The following is a 15,915-nucleotide window of genomic DNA, read 5'->3' as shown; positions in this document are numbered from 1 at the left end:
TTCCCTGACACGGAAGAGGTCACTGGTTCAAATCCAGTATCGTCCACGCTTCGAGGCCCCCGGCAGCCGCTGCCGGGGGCCTCTTCTCTGCCGTGCACGTTCAACTCCCCCGCGCCGGACGGCAGTCGGACACGTACGAGGGCCCGGGCAGCTCCCCAGCCGCCCGGGCCCGTTGCCGTCCGCCGCACCCCCGTCCCCACGGGGTTCGGCCGGGAGTCCCCGACCCGGGCCGCTCTCCCGGGCCCGGAGCCGCTCAGGGCCCCAGCATCCCGGCTACGGACGACGCCTGTGCGACCACCGCCTGCACCCCGCCGAAGAGCAGGGCGAGCGCGACGGCCAGCGGAAGGACCATGGCGACGGCGACGAGGGGGTGCCGCCTGCCCGAACGGCGGGAGCCGCTCGCGAACACCGCGAACGCCCTCGCCCTCGCCCGGAGCTGCGTCCCGCCCTCGTACTGCGACATGGTCCACTCCTTCGTGGTAGCGGGGCGGCGGACGTCCTGTCTCGGGGGACGAGTGCCGCGTCCGCCGCTTGTCCACCACACTAGGCCGGACGCAAGGGGCGAACGTCATGCCGGCGTACCGCGTGCGGGCCTCCCCCAGGAGGACCGCGGGCACCGGTGCGTACTCCCCTGGTTGGACCTCCCCCGCAGCGCACCCGGAGGGGCGGGCACCACCCCCGCGCGGGGGCCTGCACCCGTACGCCCGGGGTGAGTTCCCTCACGGCACGTGTGTGACCACCGGGTTCTTCGACGTTGGGAGGCGTCGTGTGCCGGAGCGCTGCGGAGCTCCTCGCGTCGGCGCAGGTGCGGGGGCGGTGTTCCGCCAACCTCCTTGGCGATGTGCGCTCTTGACGGGGCGTGAGCCGGTGCGAGGTGCGCCTTCGGGGGCCTCCGTGAGCTGGGTTTCCCACCGTATGCGCGGTCCTGACAAACCGTCCGGGCGGTGTGCGCGGCCTGTCGTCGGTCTCCGGAAGCAGTCCGTAAGCTGGGCCCGTCAGACGGACCGGGTAGCGGAGTGGGGCCTGCCCACCGGAGGTTAGGAACGAGATGGCGATGATGCGGCTCCGGCGCGAGGACCCGCGAGTCGTCGGCTCGTTCAGGCTCCACCGGCGCCTGGGCGCCGGCGGCATGGGCGTGGTCTACCTCGGCTCCGACCGGCGCGGCCAGCGCGTCGCGCTGAAGGTGATCCGGCCCGACCTCGCCGAGGACCAGGAGTTCCGCTCCCGGTTCGCGCGGGAGGTCTCCGCCGCGCGGCGGATCAGGGGAGGGTGCACGGCCCGCCTCGTCGCCGCCGACCTCGAAGCGGACCGGCCGTGGTTCGCGACGCAGTACGTGCCGGGGCCTTCCCTCCACGACAAGGTCGGCGAGGAGGGGCCGCTGCCGCCGGCCGAGGTGGCCGCGATCGGTGCCGCCCTCGCGGAGGGGCTCCTCGCCGTGCACGAGGCGGGGGTCGTCCACCGGGACCTGAAGCCCTCCAACATCCTGCTCTCACCGAAGGGTCCGCGGATCATCGACTTCGGTATCGCCTGGGCCACGGGTGCCAGCACCCTGACGCACGTCGGCACCGCCGTCGGCTCGCCCGGCTTCCTCTCGCCCGAGCAGGTGCGCGGGGTGGCGGTCAGCGCGGCCACCGACGTCTTCGCGCTCGGCGCCACCCTCGCGTACGCGGCGACCGCCGACTCCCCGTTCGGGCAGGGCAGTTCGGAGGTGATGCTCTACCGCGTCGTCCACGAGGAGCCGCAGCTCGACCACGTGCACGCCGCGCTGGCGCCGCTGCTCCGCGCCTGCCTCGTCAAGGAACCGGAGGAGCGTCCGGGCGCCCTTCAGCTCTCCCTGCGCCTGAAGGAGATCGCGGCGCGGGAGGCGCGTGGTGTCTCCGAGCGGCCGCCGCAGGCGCGCGGCGCACCGCCGCAGCAAGCCGCGCGGCGCCCGGCCGCGCGGGACGGCCGCACCGAGGAGCATCCCCGTCCGACCTCGGAGCGCCCGGTCTCCCGCGGCGGCCCCCCTCGTCGGACGGGAGGCGCGGGGCCGGGGCGCGGCGGTCAGCCGGTGCGCGGGGAGCGGCCTGCTGCGGTCCGGGAGTCCGAGGCACGGCGGCCGAGGGCGACGACGCGCGGCGTCGAGGCCGGGCGATCGGAGCGGGGGCAGGGTGCGCGGGCCGAGCGGCCGCCGCAGCGAGGGCGCCGGCCGGGTGCGAACCGGCGACTGCTCCGTCAGCGGCTCGTGGTCTTCGTGACAGTGACGCTCCTCGTCGCGCTGGGGATAGCCGTCGCGCAGGGGTGCCAGGGGCCGGCCCAGGGGCTCGGTCGCACTCCCGGCGCCGAAGTGCACGCGCCTCGTGGGGCGTTCGACGCCTCCGGGTGAGCGTCGCGCGTCGCCGGGGGCGGCAGCGCATCCGAACGCCCAACGGCCTAGCCCGGGTTGCGCGGCACGGCTGCTCCACGGGGCGGCAGAGCGCGCGCACCCCAACGCCGGGCCGGCCAGCCCGAGTTGCCGGCGCCCGCTCAGGCCCGGGTGAGCGCGTAGAAGGCGACGGCGGCCGCTGCTGCCACGTTGAGCGAGTCGACGCCGTGTGCCATCGGGATGCGCACCGGTTCGGAGGCGGCGAGCGCCCGCGCGGTGAGCCCCGTCCCCTCGGCCCCGAGGAGGAGGGCAGCCCGCTCGGGCCGCTCGTCGACGACGTCCTCGATCGGCTGCGACCCCGCGCGCGGGGTGAGCGCGAGGAGCCGGAAGCCGGCCGAGCGGAGGGCGTCGAGCCCGTGGGGCCAGCGCTCCACACGTGCGTAGGGCACGGCGAAGACGGCGCCCATGGAGACCTTCACCGAGCGGCGGTAGAGGGGGTCGGCGCAGTCCGGGGAAAGGAGGACGGCGTCCATGCCGAGGGCCGCGGCGCTGCGGAAGACGGCGCCCACGTTGGTGTGGTCGTTCACCGACTCGAGGACGGCGATCCGGCGTGCCCCGTCGAGGAGTTCGGCCGGCTCGCGCTCCGGGGCGCGCTCCATCGAGGCGAGCGCGCCCCGGTGCACGTGGTATCCGGTGACGGCCTCGGCGGTCTGCGGCGTCGTGAGGTACACGGGCGCGGTCGCCGACTCGACGACGTCGCGCATCGGCCCGAGCCACTTCTCGGAGAGGAGCATCGAGCGCATCGCGTAACCCGCCTCCAGGGCACGGCGGATCACTTTCTCGCCCTCGGCGATGAAGAGGCCCTCGGCGGGCTCGCGGGTGCGGCGGAGCTGGACGTCGGTGAGGTCGGTGTAGTCGTGGAGGCGGGGGTCGTCCGGGCTGTCGACGGGGAGCGGCTCAGCCATCGTGCGGCCCGGTGAGGCCGACGCGGTCGCCCACCGGTACGACCCCGCCCACGACGACGACGGCGGGTGGGCGCACGTCCTGGGCCCTCGCGCGCTCCTTCGCCGTGGCGAGCGTGGCGTCGACGCGGCGCGCGGTGGCCATCGTCCCCTCCTGGAGGATGGCGACGGGCGTCCGGGGGTCCTTTCCGTGGGAGAGCAACGTGTCGGCGATCGCCCCGAGTTGCTCGACCGCCATCATCAGCACCAGGGTCCCGCGCAGACGTGCGAGCGCCGCCCAGTCGACGAGGGAGCGGGGGTCGTCCGGCGAGATGTGCCCGCTGACGACGGTGAACTCGTGGGTGACGCCGCGATGGGTGACGGGGATCCCGGCCGCCGAGGGGACGCTGATCGCACTCGTGATCCCCGGCACCACGGTGACCTCGACGCCCTCGGCGGCGAGTTGCTCGGCTTCCTCCATGCCCCTGCCGAAGACGAACGGGTCGCCGCCTTTGAGCCGGACCACGAACTTCCCCGCCTTCGCGTGGTCCACGAGCGCGCTGTTGATCGCGGACTGCGCCATGGCGCGGCCGTACGGGATCTTCGCGGCGTCGATCACCTCGACGTGCGGGGGGAGTTCGTCGAGCAGGTCGCGCGGGCCCAGCCGGTCGGCGACGACGACGTCGGCCTGGGCGAGGAGGCGCCGGCCGCGCACCGTGATCAGGTCCGGGTCGCCGGGCCCGCCCCCGACGAGTGCCACGCCCGCCGGACGGCGGGGGCGGTGCCGCGGTGCGTCGAGCGCGCCCTCGCCGAGGCCCGCGACGATCGCGTCCCGTACGGCTGCCGACCGGCGCGGGTCGTTGCCGCTGAGCACGGCGACGGTGACGCCCTCGGTACGGCCGGAGGCCGGGGTCCAGGCCGTCGCCGCTTCCGCGTCGTCGCTGCGCACGCACCAGATCCTGCGGGACTCGGCCTCCGCCGAGACGGCCTCGTTGGTGTCGCGGTCGTCGGTGGCGACGAGGGCGTACCAAGCGCCCTCCAGATCGCCCTCGCGGTACTGGCGGCGCTCCCAGGCGAGCTCCCCGGCCGCGGCCATCGCCTCGACCGACGGGGTGGCGGACGGCGATACGAGCAGCACGTCCGCGCCGGCGCGGAGCAGCGCGGGGAGCCGCCGCTGCGCGACGGTCCCTCCGCCTATCACCACGACGCGTCGGCCGGACAGGCGGAGCCCGGCGGGGTAGACGGGGGTCTCGGACATCTCGAAACGTCATCCTTGTCGGCTGGTTGCGGGGCTGCGGCGCGGACGGTCCTGCGGCATCACACCGGCGCTGCGCAGCGGGAACCGGCCGCTGCGGCACCGGAGCGGCGGGGACGTCCCACAGCGTAGGCGGCTCGGCGCGGACGCGCTGTACCAGGGATCACGCAGGGAAGGACGCATGGAGGAGGGCGCCGGAACACCCGGCGCCCCCCCGCGGTCTTCGGTCAGTCCTTCTCCGTGACGCCGGCCGAGTCGAAGGTGGCGACGTCGTGCATGGTGCGGGCGGCGCTCTGCACGAGGGGAAGCGCGAGGAGCGCGCCCGTGCCCTCGCCCAGGCGCAGGTCCAGGTCGACGAGCGGGCGCAGGCCGAGCTTGGTGAGCGCCGCCACGTGGCCGGGCTCCGCGCTGCGGTGGCCCGCGATGCACGCGGCGAGGGACTCGGGGGCGAGCGCCCGTGCGACGAGCGCCGCCGCGCCCGCGCTGACGCCGTCGAGGAGCACCGGCGTGCGGAGCGAGGCGCCGCCGAGGATCAGGCCGACCATCGCCGCATGCTCCAGGCCGCCGAAGGCGGCGAGGAGCCCTAGCGGGTCCTCGGCGTCGGGCTGGTGCAGCTCCAGGGCGCGGCGCACCACTTCGACCTTGCGGGAGTGCGTCTCGTCGTTGATGCCGGTGCCGCGTCCGGTGGCCTCGGAGGGGTCGACGCCCGTGCAGGCCGAGATGAGCGCCGCCGAGGCGGTGGTGTTGGCGATACCCATCTCGCCGGTGAGGAGGGCGCGGTTGCCCGCGGCCACGAGGTCGCGGGCCGTCTCGATGCCGACCTCGACGGCGCGGGCCGCCTCGTCCCTGGTGAGCGCGGGGCCCTCCGTCATGTCGGCGGTGCCGGGCCGTACCTTGCGGGGCAACAGACCTGGGGCCGAAGGGAGTTCGGTGGCGACTCCCACGTCGATCACGCAGACCTCCACGCCGACCTGGGTGGCGAACGCGTTGCAGACCGCTCCCCCGCCGAGGAAGTTGGCGACCATCTGGCCCGTCACCTCCTGCGGCCACGGGGTGACGCCCTGCGCGTGGACGCCGTGGTCGCCCGCGAAGATCGCCACGGCGGCGGGCTCCGGGATCGGCGGGGGGCACTGCCGCGAGAGGCCGCAGAGCTGCGCGGAGATGATCTCCAACATGCCGAGCGCGCCTGCGGGTTTCGTCATCCGCTTCTGCCGCTCCCATGCCTCGCCGAGCGCTTTGGCGTCGAGCGGGCGGATGGCGTCGAGGGTCTCGGCGAGGAGGTCGTGCGGCGCGGCTCCCGGGAGCGCGCGGCGGCCGTAGGACTCGTCGTGGACGACCCAGGAGAGGGGGCGGCGCTTCGACCACCCCGCCTGCGCCAGCTCCGGCTCCGGCGGGAACTCGTCGACATAGCCGACGCAGAGGTACGCCACCACCTCCAGGTGCTCGGGGAGTTCCAGGGCGCGGACCATCTCGCGCTCGTCGAAGAAGCTCACCCAGCCGACGCCGAGGCCCTCGGCCCGCGCGGCGAGCCAGAGGTTCTCCACGGCGAGCGCCGAGGAGTACGGGGCCATCTGCGGCTGGGTGTGCCGGCCGAGGGTGTGCCGGCCGCCGCGCGTCGGGTCGGCGGTGACCACGATGTTCACCGGGGTGTCGAGGATGGCCTCGATCTTGAGCTCTTTGAACTGCTTGGCCCGCGCCTTCGGCAACGTCTGCGCGTAGGCGGCGCGTTGGCGCTCGGCGAGCTCGTGCATCGTGCGCCGCGTCTCGGCCGAGCGGATCACGACGAAGTCCCACGGCTGGGAGTGGCCGACGCTCGGGGCCGTGTGCGCGGCCTCCAGGACGCGGAGGAGGACGTCGTCGGGGATCGGGTCGGAGCGGAAGCCGTTGCGGATGTCGCGGCGCTCGCGCATCAGGCGGTGTACGGCCTCGCGTTCGGCCTCGTCGTACCCGGGGGCGTGCTCGGTGGGACGGGGCTCGGGGGGCTCCGCGGCTTCGGACTGCTCGGCCGGGGCGGACTGCTCGGCCGGGGCGGACTGCTCGGGCTGCCCGAACTGCGCGGGCTGCTCGGCCGCGGTGTCCGCCGCGGCCGGCTCGGGCACGGCCGCCGCCTGCGCGTGCTGTTCCGCCTCGGTGGACGGCACGGCGCCCGCCGGGCCGTCCTCGCTTATCGGTGCGGATGCGGGCACCGGCTGCGCGGGCAGCATGCCCTCCGCGCCGGGTGCCTGGGGTTCTGGGACGCCGCCCACGGGGGTCTCCCTGTCTTCGGGGATGGCGGACTCGGCGGGCGGCATCGGCGCGTCCGCTGCCGGCTCGGGCCGGGCGTCGGCAACAGCCGTGCGGTCACGGGGCGTTGCGGGCTCAGGCGCCGTGGCCTGCGTCTGGTCGCTGCCCGCCGGCGCGGCGCCGGGGGTGGGCTCGGGCTCGGCGGGGGCGGGTGCTTCCGTTTCGGTGGCGCCCGCGGGAGCGTCCGTCATCGTCTCGACGAACGGGGCCGCCGGCTGCTCGGGGAGGCTGGGGCCACCGGGTGCCGGCACCTCTGCGGCCTGCGAGGGCGTCGCGTACGGCTGCTCGGCCGCCTGCTGGATGCGGGCCGCCATGGCATCGCCGTCCGGCTGGCCCGGGATCGCCGGGCGGTCCTCGACGGGCTGCTCCTGCGGGGAGGTGGACTCGCCCTGTGCGGGGGCGGGTCGGGGACTCTCGTCGGGGGAGGCTTGCGTCTCCACGTGCACGGGAGCGGTCGTTCCTGACCGGGCGGGGGCGGGGTCCGCCGCCTCGGGCCCGGGGTCCGCCGCCACGGGCGCGGGATCCGGCTCGGGTTGCGCGGACGCGGCGTCCTGCTGGACGGGCGCGCCAGGGGCAGCGGCGAACTGCACACCGTTGATGCGGGTGTCGGCCGCCTGCGCGCCCTCGGGCACGGAAGGTTGCTGCGACGCGGGCTTTGGAGCGGAGTCGACGGCTGCTTCCTGCTGCCCGACGCCGACCGGCGTTGCCTCAGCGGGCGTTGCCCCGGGGCCGGCACCCTCGACCGGAGTCGCGGGCTCGGGCGCGGCGGGCGGCACCGGTGCTTCCGCGGGCGTGCCGGCAGCGGGCGTGCCGCCTGCCGGGGTGCCGTTGACGGTGTCGACGGGTGTGCCGCCCGCCGGGGTGCTGCTCCCCGGAAGGCCGTCGACGGCTTCGCCCGGGGCGCCGTCGGCCGCGTCGGTCGAGATGCCGTGGGCAGGGGTGCTCGGTGCGGCGGTGCCGTTGAGGTGCGTCGGCTCCGGCGGCGTGGCCTCGTCCGTCCGAGTGTCCTGCGCACCGTGGCCGTTGACGTGTGTCCCCTCGCCGCCGGCTCCCTGCGCCGGGCCGGGCGCGGGGGGCTGCGGTGCGAGCTGCTCCGTCCACGGCGCCGTCTGCGGTGGCATGGCGCCGAGTTGGGGGCCCGGAAGCGACTCGGAGCCACCGGCGGCGGCCGTCGTACCGGCGACGTCGAGGTACTCGGGGCCGAGGGTCGGCGGCCCCTGGGGCGCGGCCGACTGCGCCGCCGCCGGCTGCTGTTCGGGCTGCGGAGCCGCGCGCGGGGGCGCCGGACCGCGATCGGAGAGGCTGCGGACCGTGCCCGACTGCTCGGGTACGGGCGGGCCGAGGTGGAGAGGGCGGCGCCGGTTGTGCTGCGCGCGCTCCTGCGCCTCCGCGTCGGGCTGCTCCTCCGTCGACGGCCCGGCTGCCGGGGCGGGACCCGGCTCCTCCTGCGGAGCGGGCTGTTCGGCGACGGCCGCGTACGCCGGCTCGCCCGGGCGGACGGCGCCGTAGTCGAGGTGGCCGGAGTCGCGGCCGTCGGCCTCGTGCGGTTCGGGGTGCGGCTGGGGGTACTGCGCGGCGACGTACGCCTCCACCGGGTGACCGGCGGGGTGCGGCTGGGGGTGCGCCGGGTGCGGCTGCGACTGCGCGACGTGCGGGGGCTGTTCGCCCCACGCTCCCGGCATCAGCAGCTCCTCGTCGCCCTGCGGCGCCTCCCCTGCGGGAGCGCCCGGGTGTACGTCGGTCTGCTGCATGAAGGTGTACGTGCCGGGCGCCGGGGACTGCTGCCGCACCTCCGGCTGCCCGCCTGCGCTCTCCGGCAGCCCCTCGCCCGGGACCTGACCGGTGTCAGTCATGCGTACCCCTCGCCCATCGCTCCTGCTCCTTCCCACGCGGTGGAAGCCCACCGCGCCCCCGGCGCGGCCGTTGCGTCAGGGCCTCCCGAGACCCGTGACGCCTCGGGGCCCGGACTCCGGCCTCGGTCGGAGAACGAGCCCGCACGGGGATGCGGCACGATCCTCCGACCGCACCATCCGGACAAGGACGGACGAACCGTCAACCCCGAACGGCGGCACAACAGTCCATCAGCCTACCCGCAGCGAGGTGGACCGACGGCCGAGGGTGGGAGTGAAACTGCACTTCGTCGACGTCGGACACACATCGGAAGCGGGCGGTTCAGATACGGACACCGGTCAGCACGAACACAACCGCGCGTTCACTTTCCGCCCACAACTCGGTGTCCAGCTCCACCGATTGGAGGAGCGCGCACTCCACCGCGAACCCGGCGTCCGCCAGCACCCTGCCGACCGCCTCGGCCTCGTCCCGGGTGGCCGCGTGGGTGGCGATCCGGGCCGGGCGGCGGTCGGCGACCGCGGAGACGGCCGCAGGACCGCCGACCGCGACGCGCACCACATCGGGCTCCGGCAGGTCCTCCAGCACGTGCGGCGCGGGGCCGTGGACGGTCTGCAACTGCACCCCGAACCCGCGGGCCGCCGCAGCGGTGCGCGCGCACGCCTCGGCGTCGGCGTCGACGGCGATCACCGCCGCGCCGAACCGTGCGGCCTCGACGGCGAACGCCCCGCTCCCCGAGCCGATGTCCCACACCAGGTCGCCCAAGCGCGGCCCCAGCCTGGCGAGTTGGGCCGCGCGAAGCTGCACGGACTCGCCCGGGCCGCTCGGCGTCCCCGGGTAGCTGGTGGCAGGCAGCGCCCAACCCCGCGACTGCGACGGGTAGCCGGCGTCCTGCCCGGCGATCCACCCGCTCCGCGTCGGCGCCCTGGACTCCGCGGGCTGCCCGGAGGGCCCGTGCCCGCCGACGACGATCACCACGTTGGGGTCCCGCCACGCGTGGTCGACGACCTTCTCCGAGGTGAGGACGGAGACCTCCTCGCGGTCGGTGCCCAGCCCCTCGCAGATGACGAAGGTGCGGTGCACGCCGCCGAGGAGCAGCGCCAGTTCGGCAGGCCCCGCGCCCGGAGAGGTGAGGACGCCCACCTTCGGGTGGGCGCGGCAGACGTTCACCGCGCGGCGCAGCGTACGGGAGTTGGCGACGACGAGCTGCGCGTCGTCCCACGGCATACCGGCGCGCGCGAAGGCGGCGGCAGCCGAGGAGACCGCCGGGATCACCTCGACCTCCAGGCCGTGCTCGGGCGCGCGCAGCGTCCGGACGACGCCGAAGAAGCCGGGGTCGCCGTCGGCGAGGACGACGGCGCTTCCGCGGTGCCGCGCGATGCGGCGCGCGGCGAGCGCCGTGCTGCCGAGGCGGATGCGCTCGGCCTCGGCGGGGACTTCGGGGAGCGCCAAGTGGTGCGCGGCGCCGGCGACGAGGGTGGCAGCGCCGAGCGCGTGCCTGGCGGCGCCGGTCAGCGGCGAACCGTCCCACCCGAGGACGGTGACGCGGTCGGCCATCGGCGGGTATCTCCTGGGTCGTCGCAGGTGGGCCCGTCGAGGTTACCCCCCGTCTCCCGCCGGGGCCCCACCCGGACCTCGGCGGGAGGACGCGGCTCAGCTCCCCGAGCCGGCCCAGTCGGGATAGGGCGCGTAGCCGCCGGCCTCGGCGAGCTGCTCGAACGCGCCGTCGAGGTCCTCGGGGAGGAGGCTCCAGACGATGAGGTCGGTACGGATCTCCGCCCAACCGCCGTCCTCCGTACGGCTCCTGGCTATCCACGCGTTGCGCAGCACGCCCTCGCTGACGCAGCCGAGCTTCTGCGCGACCTGCTGGGCCGCGGTGTTGTCGGCCGGGGTGCGCACCTCGAGGCGTTCGAACTTCTGGTCCTGGAAGAGCCATTGGGCCACCGCGAGCATCGACTCCGAGGCGTACCCCTCGCCGCGCGCCCAGGAGGCCGTGAGGTAGCTCGCCTCGGCGGCGAGGATGCGCCAGTCCGTACGGTCCAGTGCGACCAGGCCGACGAGCCGCTGCGTGAGGAACTCGGTGACGGCGAAGACGATCCCGCGGCCTTCGGTGCGCGCGGCGGGGGCCCGGTGGTCGACGAATGCGCGTGCCTCGGCCTCGGTGTACGGGACGGGGTGCGAGGTCCACGCCGTGATCTGGTCGTCGGCCATCATCTCGGCGAGTGCGGGTGCGTCCGCCTCCTCGAACGGGCGCAGCACGAGGCGGTCCGTGCTGATCGAGATGTCCGGGAAGGTCGATGTCATGCGCCGCTCCATACCGTCGGGGTCCGGGGTCGATCACCCCTGGGGTCTGCGTCCGGGCGCCTGCGCCGGTCGGGCCGGGCCGCTCCCCTGCGGATCGCAGCAGTGCACAGCATGCAGCATGACGCGGGGCTTGTGCAGCGCCGGGCCCCGCTACCTGCGGGTATTCCGCGGAGCGAAGAGACTTGTCGATACGCGGACTTGCCCCGTACGCGCACCGGCCGGTCCCACCCGCGGAGGGCGCAGGAGACCGGCCGGACGGGCGGAATCGATCAGGAGGAGACGGGACCGAAGACAGGGACGATCGCGCCCTTGTACTTCTTCTCGATGTACTGCTTGACCTCGTCGGAGTTGAGCAGCTTGGCGAGCTTCTTCACCCGCGGATCGTTTTCGTTCCCCTTCTTGACGGCGAGGAAGTTGCTGTACGGGTTGCCCTCGGCCTCCTCCGCCGCGAGCGCGTCCTCTTCGGGGTTGAGGTCGGCCTCGAGCGCGTAGTTGCCGTTGACCACCGCCGCGTCGACGTCCGAGAGGGCCCGGGGCACCGAAGGCGCCTCCATCTCCTTGAACTTGAGGCCCTTCTTGTCGGCGATGTCGCCGAGCGTGGCGTCCTGCCCCGCGCCCTTCTTCAGCTCGATCAGGCCGTGCTCGTCGAGGAGGTGGAGCGCGCGGCCCTCGTTGGTGGCGTCGTTGGGCAGCGCCACCGTCTGACCGCTCTCGAGTTCCTCGACGCTCTCGGCCTTGTCGGAGTAGAGGCCGAGCGGCTCCAGCTCGACGTTGACGACGGGGACGATGTTGGTCCCCTTCTTCTTGTTGAAGTCGTCGAGGTACGGCTTGTGCTGGAAGAAGTTGGCGTCCACCTCGCCCGACTCGGTGGCGTTGTTCGGAAGGACGTAGTCGGAGAACTCGCGGACGTTGAGGTCGAGGCCCGCGTCCTCCGCCAGGTCCTTCTTGACGAAGTTGAGGATGTCCGCGTGCGGGGTGGGGCTCGCGGCGACGGTCAGCGGCTTCGAGGAGTCGGCGTCGGAACCGCCGCTGTCCGGGTCGGAGGCCGTGCCGCAGCCGGTGAGGACGAGGCCGAGGACGCCGGCGGCTGCCAGGGACGTGGTGCGGGTGGTGGACTTGCGCACGAAGAGTGCCTCTTTCTGTGTGAATCTGCCTGCCCGAACGAGGAGTTCGGATCTGCGGGTGTGCCGCCCTCAGGCGGCCGAGGAGCGCTCGCGGCGGGTGAGGAACCGCACCACCGCGTCGCCGAGCAGCTGGACGAGGGTGACGATGACGATCAGCGCGGCGACCGTCGCGAGCATCACGCCCGTCTCGAACCGCTGGTAGCCGTACTGGAGCGCGACCGCCCCGAGTCCGCCGCCGGAGATCGCGCCGGCCATCGCCGAGTAGCTGATGAGGACGATCACGGTCGTGGTGAGCCCGGCGACGAGCGAGGGAAGCGACTGCGGCAACAGCGCCTTGAAGACGATCGTCGGCGCACCGCCGCCCATCGACTGCACCGCCTCGACGAGACCCCCGTCGACCTCGCGCACGGCGGTCTCCACGAGGCGTGCGAAGAAGGGAATGGCGCCGATCGCCAGCGGCACGATCGCGGCCGAAGGACCGATGAAGGTGCCGACGAGCGCACGGGTGACGGGGATGAGCGCAATCATCAGGATGATGAAGGGCAGCGAGCGGCCCACGTTGACGATCGCGCCGAGCACCTTGTTCACCACGGCGTTCCGGAGCAGCCCGCCGCGCTCGGTGAGGACGAGCAGCACCCCGATCGGCAGCCCGACGAGGACGGCGACCAGCGTCGACCAGGCGACCATGTAGACGGTGTCGATCACGCCCTGCCACAGCAGCGGCTGCATCTCGGCCCAGCTCATCGCCGGCCCTCCTCGCTCGACTCGGCGCCCGTCGCCGGGCGCTCCTCCGCGTCCGGGCCCTGCACCGAGGCGCCGGAGAGCACCGAGGCCGGCTCGGGCCCGTCGACGACCGTCACGGTGAGTCCCTGCTCGCGCAGGTAGCCGATGGGCACGACGTTGTCGTCGAAGCCGCCGGGCAGCGCGATCCGCATCCTGCCGACCTGCTTCCCCCCGACGGTGTCCATCGCGGCCCCGAGGATCGAGACGTCGATGTTGTAAGTACGGGAGAGCTTGGAGACGACGGGCTCGGTCGCGGTGCCCCCGTGGAAGGTGACGTCCACGACGGTGCGGTCGTCGCCCGAGGAACCCCCGCCGACGGGGAAGAGTTCCCCGGCGAGCTCGGAGCCCGGTGTCGCCAGCAGCTCCGAGACGGTGCCCGACTCGGTGAACCGGCCGTTCTTCATCAGGGCCGCCGAGTCGCAGACCGACTTCACCACGTCCATCTCGTGCGTGATGAGGAGGACGGTGAGGCCGAGCTTGCGGTTGAGGTCGCGCAGGAGTTGGAGGACCGAGCGCGTCGTCTCGGGGTCGAGCGCCGAGGTCGCCTCGTCGGAGAGGAGCACCTTCGGGTCTCCCGCGAGGGCGCGTGCGATGCCGACGCGCTGCTTCTGGCCCCCCGAGAGCTGCGCCGGGTAGGCGCGCGCCTTCTCGGAGAGGCCGACGAGGTCGAGGAGTTCCAGGGCCTTGCTCCGGCGCTGCTGCCCGCTGTAGCCGAGGATCTCCAGCGGCAGCTCCACGTTCCCCCGCACGGTGCGCGAGGAGAGCAGGTTGAAGTGCTGGAAGACCATGCCGATCCGGCTGCGCGCGGCCCGCAGTTCGCGCCCGGCACGGGACCGCTTGCCGGCGAGCGCCGTGAGGTCCTCGCCGTCGACGGTGACGGTGCCGGACGTGGGGCGCTCCAGCAGGTTGACGCAGCGGATCAGGGAGGACTTCCCCGCTCCGCTCTGGCCGACCACGCCGAAGACCTCGCCCTCGTTCACGTGGAGGTCGACGCCGTCGAGTGCGGTGATCTCGCGGTCGCGGGTGCGGTAGACCTTGGTGAGGTCCTTGGTGGTAATCACAGGGTTTCCGTCGTCGTGTGTGGGTGTGCCCGCGCGTGAGGAAGCCGGCGCGTGGCACGGCTGCCCGGCAGGGGCGGCTGGCTGAGCTCGGGGGCTTCCGGGCGCTTCGGCGCCTGTCGGGGGTGCGCGCGGTGCGCGCTCAGGACTCGCTTCGGGGCGCGGGTCCGCTTCGTCCGGCTCGGGTGAGGGCCCTCAGTGGGCGCACATTCGACGCATCGCACGGCGACAACGAGCACCGGGCGCCATCTTCGCCTCGGTCGCGGGGGTGCGGCAGCTCGTCGCGTTCATGCGTGTCAGTAAACCAGAAGGAAGCCGCTCGGTCACCGGCTCGTGGACAACGATGTCCGCATCGTGGACATGCGCCGGTGCGCAGCCCCGGTCAGGCCGCCGCGGAGATCTCCACGCCGACGTTCGTGACCTGCACGGACAGCCCCGAGAGGTCGGAGACGACGAGGTCGGCCTTGAGCTCGTCGGCGCCGTGGGTTGTGGCCAAGCCCACGGTCCACATTCCGGCGGCCCGGCCGGCCTCCAGGCCCGCCGGGGCGTCCTCGAAGACGACGCACTCCGAAGGCTCGCGCCCCAGCCGCTCCGCACCGAGGAGGTACGGCTCGGGATCGGGTTTGCCGCGCGTGATGTCGTCGGCCGCGACGAGCACGGGCGCCTCGATGCCGACGCGGTGCAGCCGCGCCGAGGCGAGCTCGCGAGTGGCCGAGGTGACCACGGCCCACGCGTCACGGGGCAGCCCCCGCAGCACCCGGGCGGTCCCCGGCAGGGATTCGACGCCGCCGCCCCGCGCGACGTCCTCCAGCTCCAGCGCGGCGATCCGCGCGAGCGCCTCGGGGACCTGCTCGGGAGGGAGGAGGTCGGCGACGATCTCCGCGGCCGGGCGGCCGTGGAGCCCGACGCGTGCGTAGTCCTCGGCGGTGACGCCGTACTCCTCGGCCCATCGGGTCCAGCAACGCACCACCGAGTCGAGCGAGGAGACGAGTGTGCCGTCGTTGTCGAACAGCAGGCCGGTGCCGTGGATCTTCATGAGCAGCCAGGCTACTTCGCTGCTCGCGCCCCGCCTCGGGTGGGGCCCGGGCCCGGGCGCAGGCGGCGGGCCGCGGCTGCATAGACTCGGCGCATGCTCACCCCGCTGACGGTCGCGCTGGCCGTTGCCGCGCTGGCGCTCGCCGCCTGGTGCGGCTGGGCCGCCTACCGCGACCAACCCACCAAGGACTGGCACTTCGCCGGCATGGCGGTCGTCTTCGCGCTGGCGCTGGTGCAGTTGGTCGTCGGTATCGTGCAGTTGGCGCGGGGCGAGCACCCCGACGACGGTGCGGTGATCTTCGTCTCGTACCTGCTCGGCGTCTTCGCGTGCATCCCCGTCGTCGGACTGCTCTCCCTCACCGAGCGGACGAGGTGGGGCTCGCTGACCGTGGTCGCAGGGGCGGTCGTGCTGGCCGTGCTCCAGGTGCGGCTCTACGACATCTGGGGAGGCGGAAGTGGCGCCTGACCACTCCGAGGGCGCGGTACGCGCCGAGCACGGGACGGCCGCGGGAAGCACGGACGCGGCGCGACCGCGGCGCCGTCTCGCCAGTGGACCGGGGCGGCTCCTCGTCACGCTCTACGGGATCTTCACGGTCGGGGCCGCCTCGCGTTCGCTCGTACAGCTCACCACCCGCTTCGACGAGGCACCGCTCGCCTACGTGCTGTCGGCCGTCGCCGCGCTCGTCTACGCCTTCATCACCGTCTCGCTCGTGCGCGGCGGCGAGGGCGCGCGCCGGGCGGCGCTCGTCTGCTGCTGCGTCGAGCTGCTCGGCGTCCTCGCGGTCGGCACCTGGACGCTCGTCGAGCCGGACGCCTTCCCCGACGCCACCGTCTGGTCCGACTACGGCATGGGGTACCTCTTCATCCCCGTCCTGCTGCCGCTCACCGGGCTGTGGTGGCTGCGGCGCGAACACGCTTGAGGCACACAGGGGTTGGCGGC

The 15,915-nt window shown here is 74.1% G+C and carries 13 protein-coding genes; 3 read left to right on the top strand and 10 right to left on the bottom strand.

Annotated features, from left to right (window positions below):
• Positions 1-253: 253 nt before the first annotated feature.
• The gene (locus UWG_RS0101560) at positions 254-463 is read right to left on the bottom strand and encodes a hypothetical protein (protein ID WP_016905447.1); all 210 of its coding nucleotides are present in this window, start codon (positions 461-463) and stop codon (positions 254-256) included.
• A 585-nt stretch (positions 464-1,048) separates the two neighbouring features.
• Between UWG_RS0101560 and UWG_RS0101555 the strand changes: the two genes are divergently transcribed.
• Positions 1,049-2,365, top strand: a complete 1,317-nt coding sequence (locus tag UWG_RS0101555; protein WP_016905446.1) for a serine/threonine protein kinase — start codon at positions 1,049-1,051, stop codon at positions 2,363-2,365.
• Between the two features lie 140 nt (positions 2,366-2,505).
• Here the strand turns inward: UWG_RS0101555 and UWG_RS0101550 are convergent, their stop codons facing one another.
• The 9 genes from UWG_RS0101550 to UWG_RS0101510 all read right to left on the bottom strand — a co-directional run bounded on the left by UWG_RS0101550 (position 2,506) and on the right by UWG_RS0101510 (position 14,976).
• Entirely contained in the window at positions 2,506-3,309 is an 804-nt protein-coding gene (locus tag UWG_RS0101550) for a TrmH family RNA methyltransferase (protein ID WP_016905445.1), read from the bottom strand.
• The gene (cobA, locus tag UWG_RS0101545) at positions 3,302-4,543 is read right to left on the bottom strand and encodes a uroporphyrinogen-III C-methyltransferase (protein WP_016905444.1); all 1,242 of its coding nucleotides are present in this window, start codon (positions 4,541-4,543) and stop codon (positions 3,302-3,304) included. Before cobA ends, UWG_RS0101550 begins: the two co-directional genes overlap by 8 nt.
• Positions 4,544-4,767: 224 nt before the next feature.
• Entirely contained in the window at positions 4,768-8,676 is a 3,909-nt protein-coding gene (gene cobT, locus UWG_RS0101540) for a nicotinate-nucleotide--dimethylbenzimidazole phosphoribosyltransferase (RefSeq protein ID WP_016905443.1), read from the bottom strand.
• A gap of 319 nt (positions 8,677-8,995) precedes the next feature.
• Complete coding sequence (cbiE, locus tag UWG_RS0101535; RefSeq protein ID WP_016905442.1) at positions 8,996-10,228, bottom strand: precorrin-6y C5,15-methyltransferase (decarboxylating) subunit CbiE; 1,233 nt, start codon at positions 10,226-10,228, stop codon at positions 8,996-8,998.
• Positions 10,229-10,324: 96 nt separating this feature from the next.
• On the bottom strand, positions 10,325-10,975 hold the full coding sequence (locus tag UWG_RS0101530) for a GNAT family N-acetyltransferase (protein WP_016905441.1): 651 nt from the start codon (positions 10,973-10,975) through the stop codon (positions 10,325-10,327).
• Between the two features lie 269 nt (positions 10,976-11,244).
• Positions 11,245-12,099, bottom strand: a complete 855-nt coding sequence (locus UWG_RS0101525; protein ID WP_016905440.1) for a MetQ/NlpA family ABC transporter substrate-binding protein — start codon at positions 12,097-12,099, stop codon at positions 11,245-11,247.
• Positions 12,100-12,168: 69 nt separating this feature from the next.
• Positions 12,169-12,843, bottom strand: a complete 675-nt coding sequence (locus UWG_RS0101520) for a methionine ABC transporter permease (RefSeq protein WP_016905439.1) — start codon at positions 12,841-12,843, stop codon at positions 12,169-12,171.
• A complete protein-coding gene (locus UWG_RS0101515; RefSeq protein WP_016905438.1) occupies positions 12,840-13,943 on the bottom strand; it encodes a methionine ABC transporter ATP-binding protein in 1,104 nt (367 codons plus the stop codon). The genes UWG_RS0101520 and UWG_RS0101515 overlap by 4 nt, the downstream gene beginning before the upstream one ends.
• 379 nt (positions 13,944-14,322) lie before the next feature.
• Positions 14,323-14,976, bottom strand: coding sequence for an HAD-IA family hydrolase (locus tag UWG_RS0101510; RefSeq protein WP_016905437.1), 654 nt, complete (start codon positions 14,974-14,976; stop codon positions 14,323-14,325).
• 93 nt (positions 14,977-15,069) lie between these two features.
• On the opposite strand from UWG_RS0101510, the gene UWG_RS0101505 reads away from it, so the two are divergent.
• Positions 15,070-15,441 carry a hypothetical protein gene (locus UWG_RS0101505; protein ID WP_016905436.1) on the top strand — a complete coding sequence of 124 codons (372 nt, stop codon included), beginning with the start codon at positions 15,070-15,072 and terminating at the stop codon, positions 15,439-15,441.
• The gene (locus UWG_RS0101500) at positions 15,431-15,895 is read left to right on the top strand and encodes a hypothetical protein (protein WP_016905435.1); all 465 of its coding nucleotides are present in this window, start codon (positions 15,431-15,433) and stop codon (positions 15,893-15,895) included. The genes UWG_RS0101505 and UWG_RS0101500 overlap by 11 nt, the downstream gene beginning before the upstream one ends.
• Positions 15,896-15,915: the final 20 nt, after the last annotated feature.

Origin of the sequence: Streptomyces xiaopingdaonensis, assembly GCF_000262345.1 — a bacterium.
Lineage (GTDB): Bacteria > Actinomycetota > Actinomycetes > Streptomycetales > Streptomycetaceae > Streptomyces > Streptomyces xiaopingdaonensis.
The sequence above is the reverse complement of the archived record's forward strand: the minus strand, read 5'-3'. Positions and strand labels throughout refer to the sequence as shown.

Excerpts from the sequence above, each read along its gene's own strand:
- cbiE (WP_016905442.1), bottom strand. The coding sequence starts at position 10,228 with ATGGCCGACCGCGTCACCGTCCTCGGGTGGGACGGTTCGCCGCTGACC.
- UWG_RS0101505 (WP_016905436.1), top strand. The coding sequence starts at position 15,070 with ATGCTCACCCCGCTGACGGTCGCGCTGGCCGTTGCCGCGCTGGCGCTC.
- UWG_RS0101530 (WP_016905441.1), bottom strand. The coding sequence starts at position 10,975 with ATGACATCGACCTTCCCGGACATCTCGATCAGCACGGACCGCCTCGTG.
- UWG_RS0101555 (WP_016905446.1), top strand. The coding sequence starts at position 1,049 with ATGGCGATGATGCGGCTCCGGCGCGAGGACCCGCGAGTCGTCGGCTCG.
- cobA (WP_016905444.1), bottom strand. The coding sequence starts at position 4,543 with ATGTCCGAGACCCCCGTCTACCCCGCCGGGCTCCGCCTGTCCGGCCGA.
- cobT (WP_016905443.1), bottom strand. The coding sequence starts at position 8,676 with ATGACTGACACCGGTCAGGTCCCGGGCGAGGGGCTGCCGGAGAGCGCA.
- UWG_RS0101560 (WP_016905447.1), bottom strand. The coding sequence starts at position 463 with ATGTCGCAGTACGAGGGCGGGACGCAGCTCCGGGCGAGGGCGAGGGCG.
- UWG_RS0101510 (WP_016905437.1), bottom strand. The coding sequence starts at position 14,976 with ATGAAGATCCACGGCACCGGCCTGCTGTTCGACAACGACGGCACACTC.
- UWG_RS0101520 (WP_016905439.1), bottom strand. The coding sequence starts at position 12,843 with ATGAGCTGGGCCGAGATGCAGCCGCTGCTGTGGCAGGGCGTGATCGAC.
- UWG_RS0101550 (WP_016905445.1), bottom strand. The coding sequence starts at position 3,309 with ATGGCTGAGCCGCTCCCCGTCGACAGCCCGGACGACCCCCGCCTCCAC.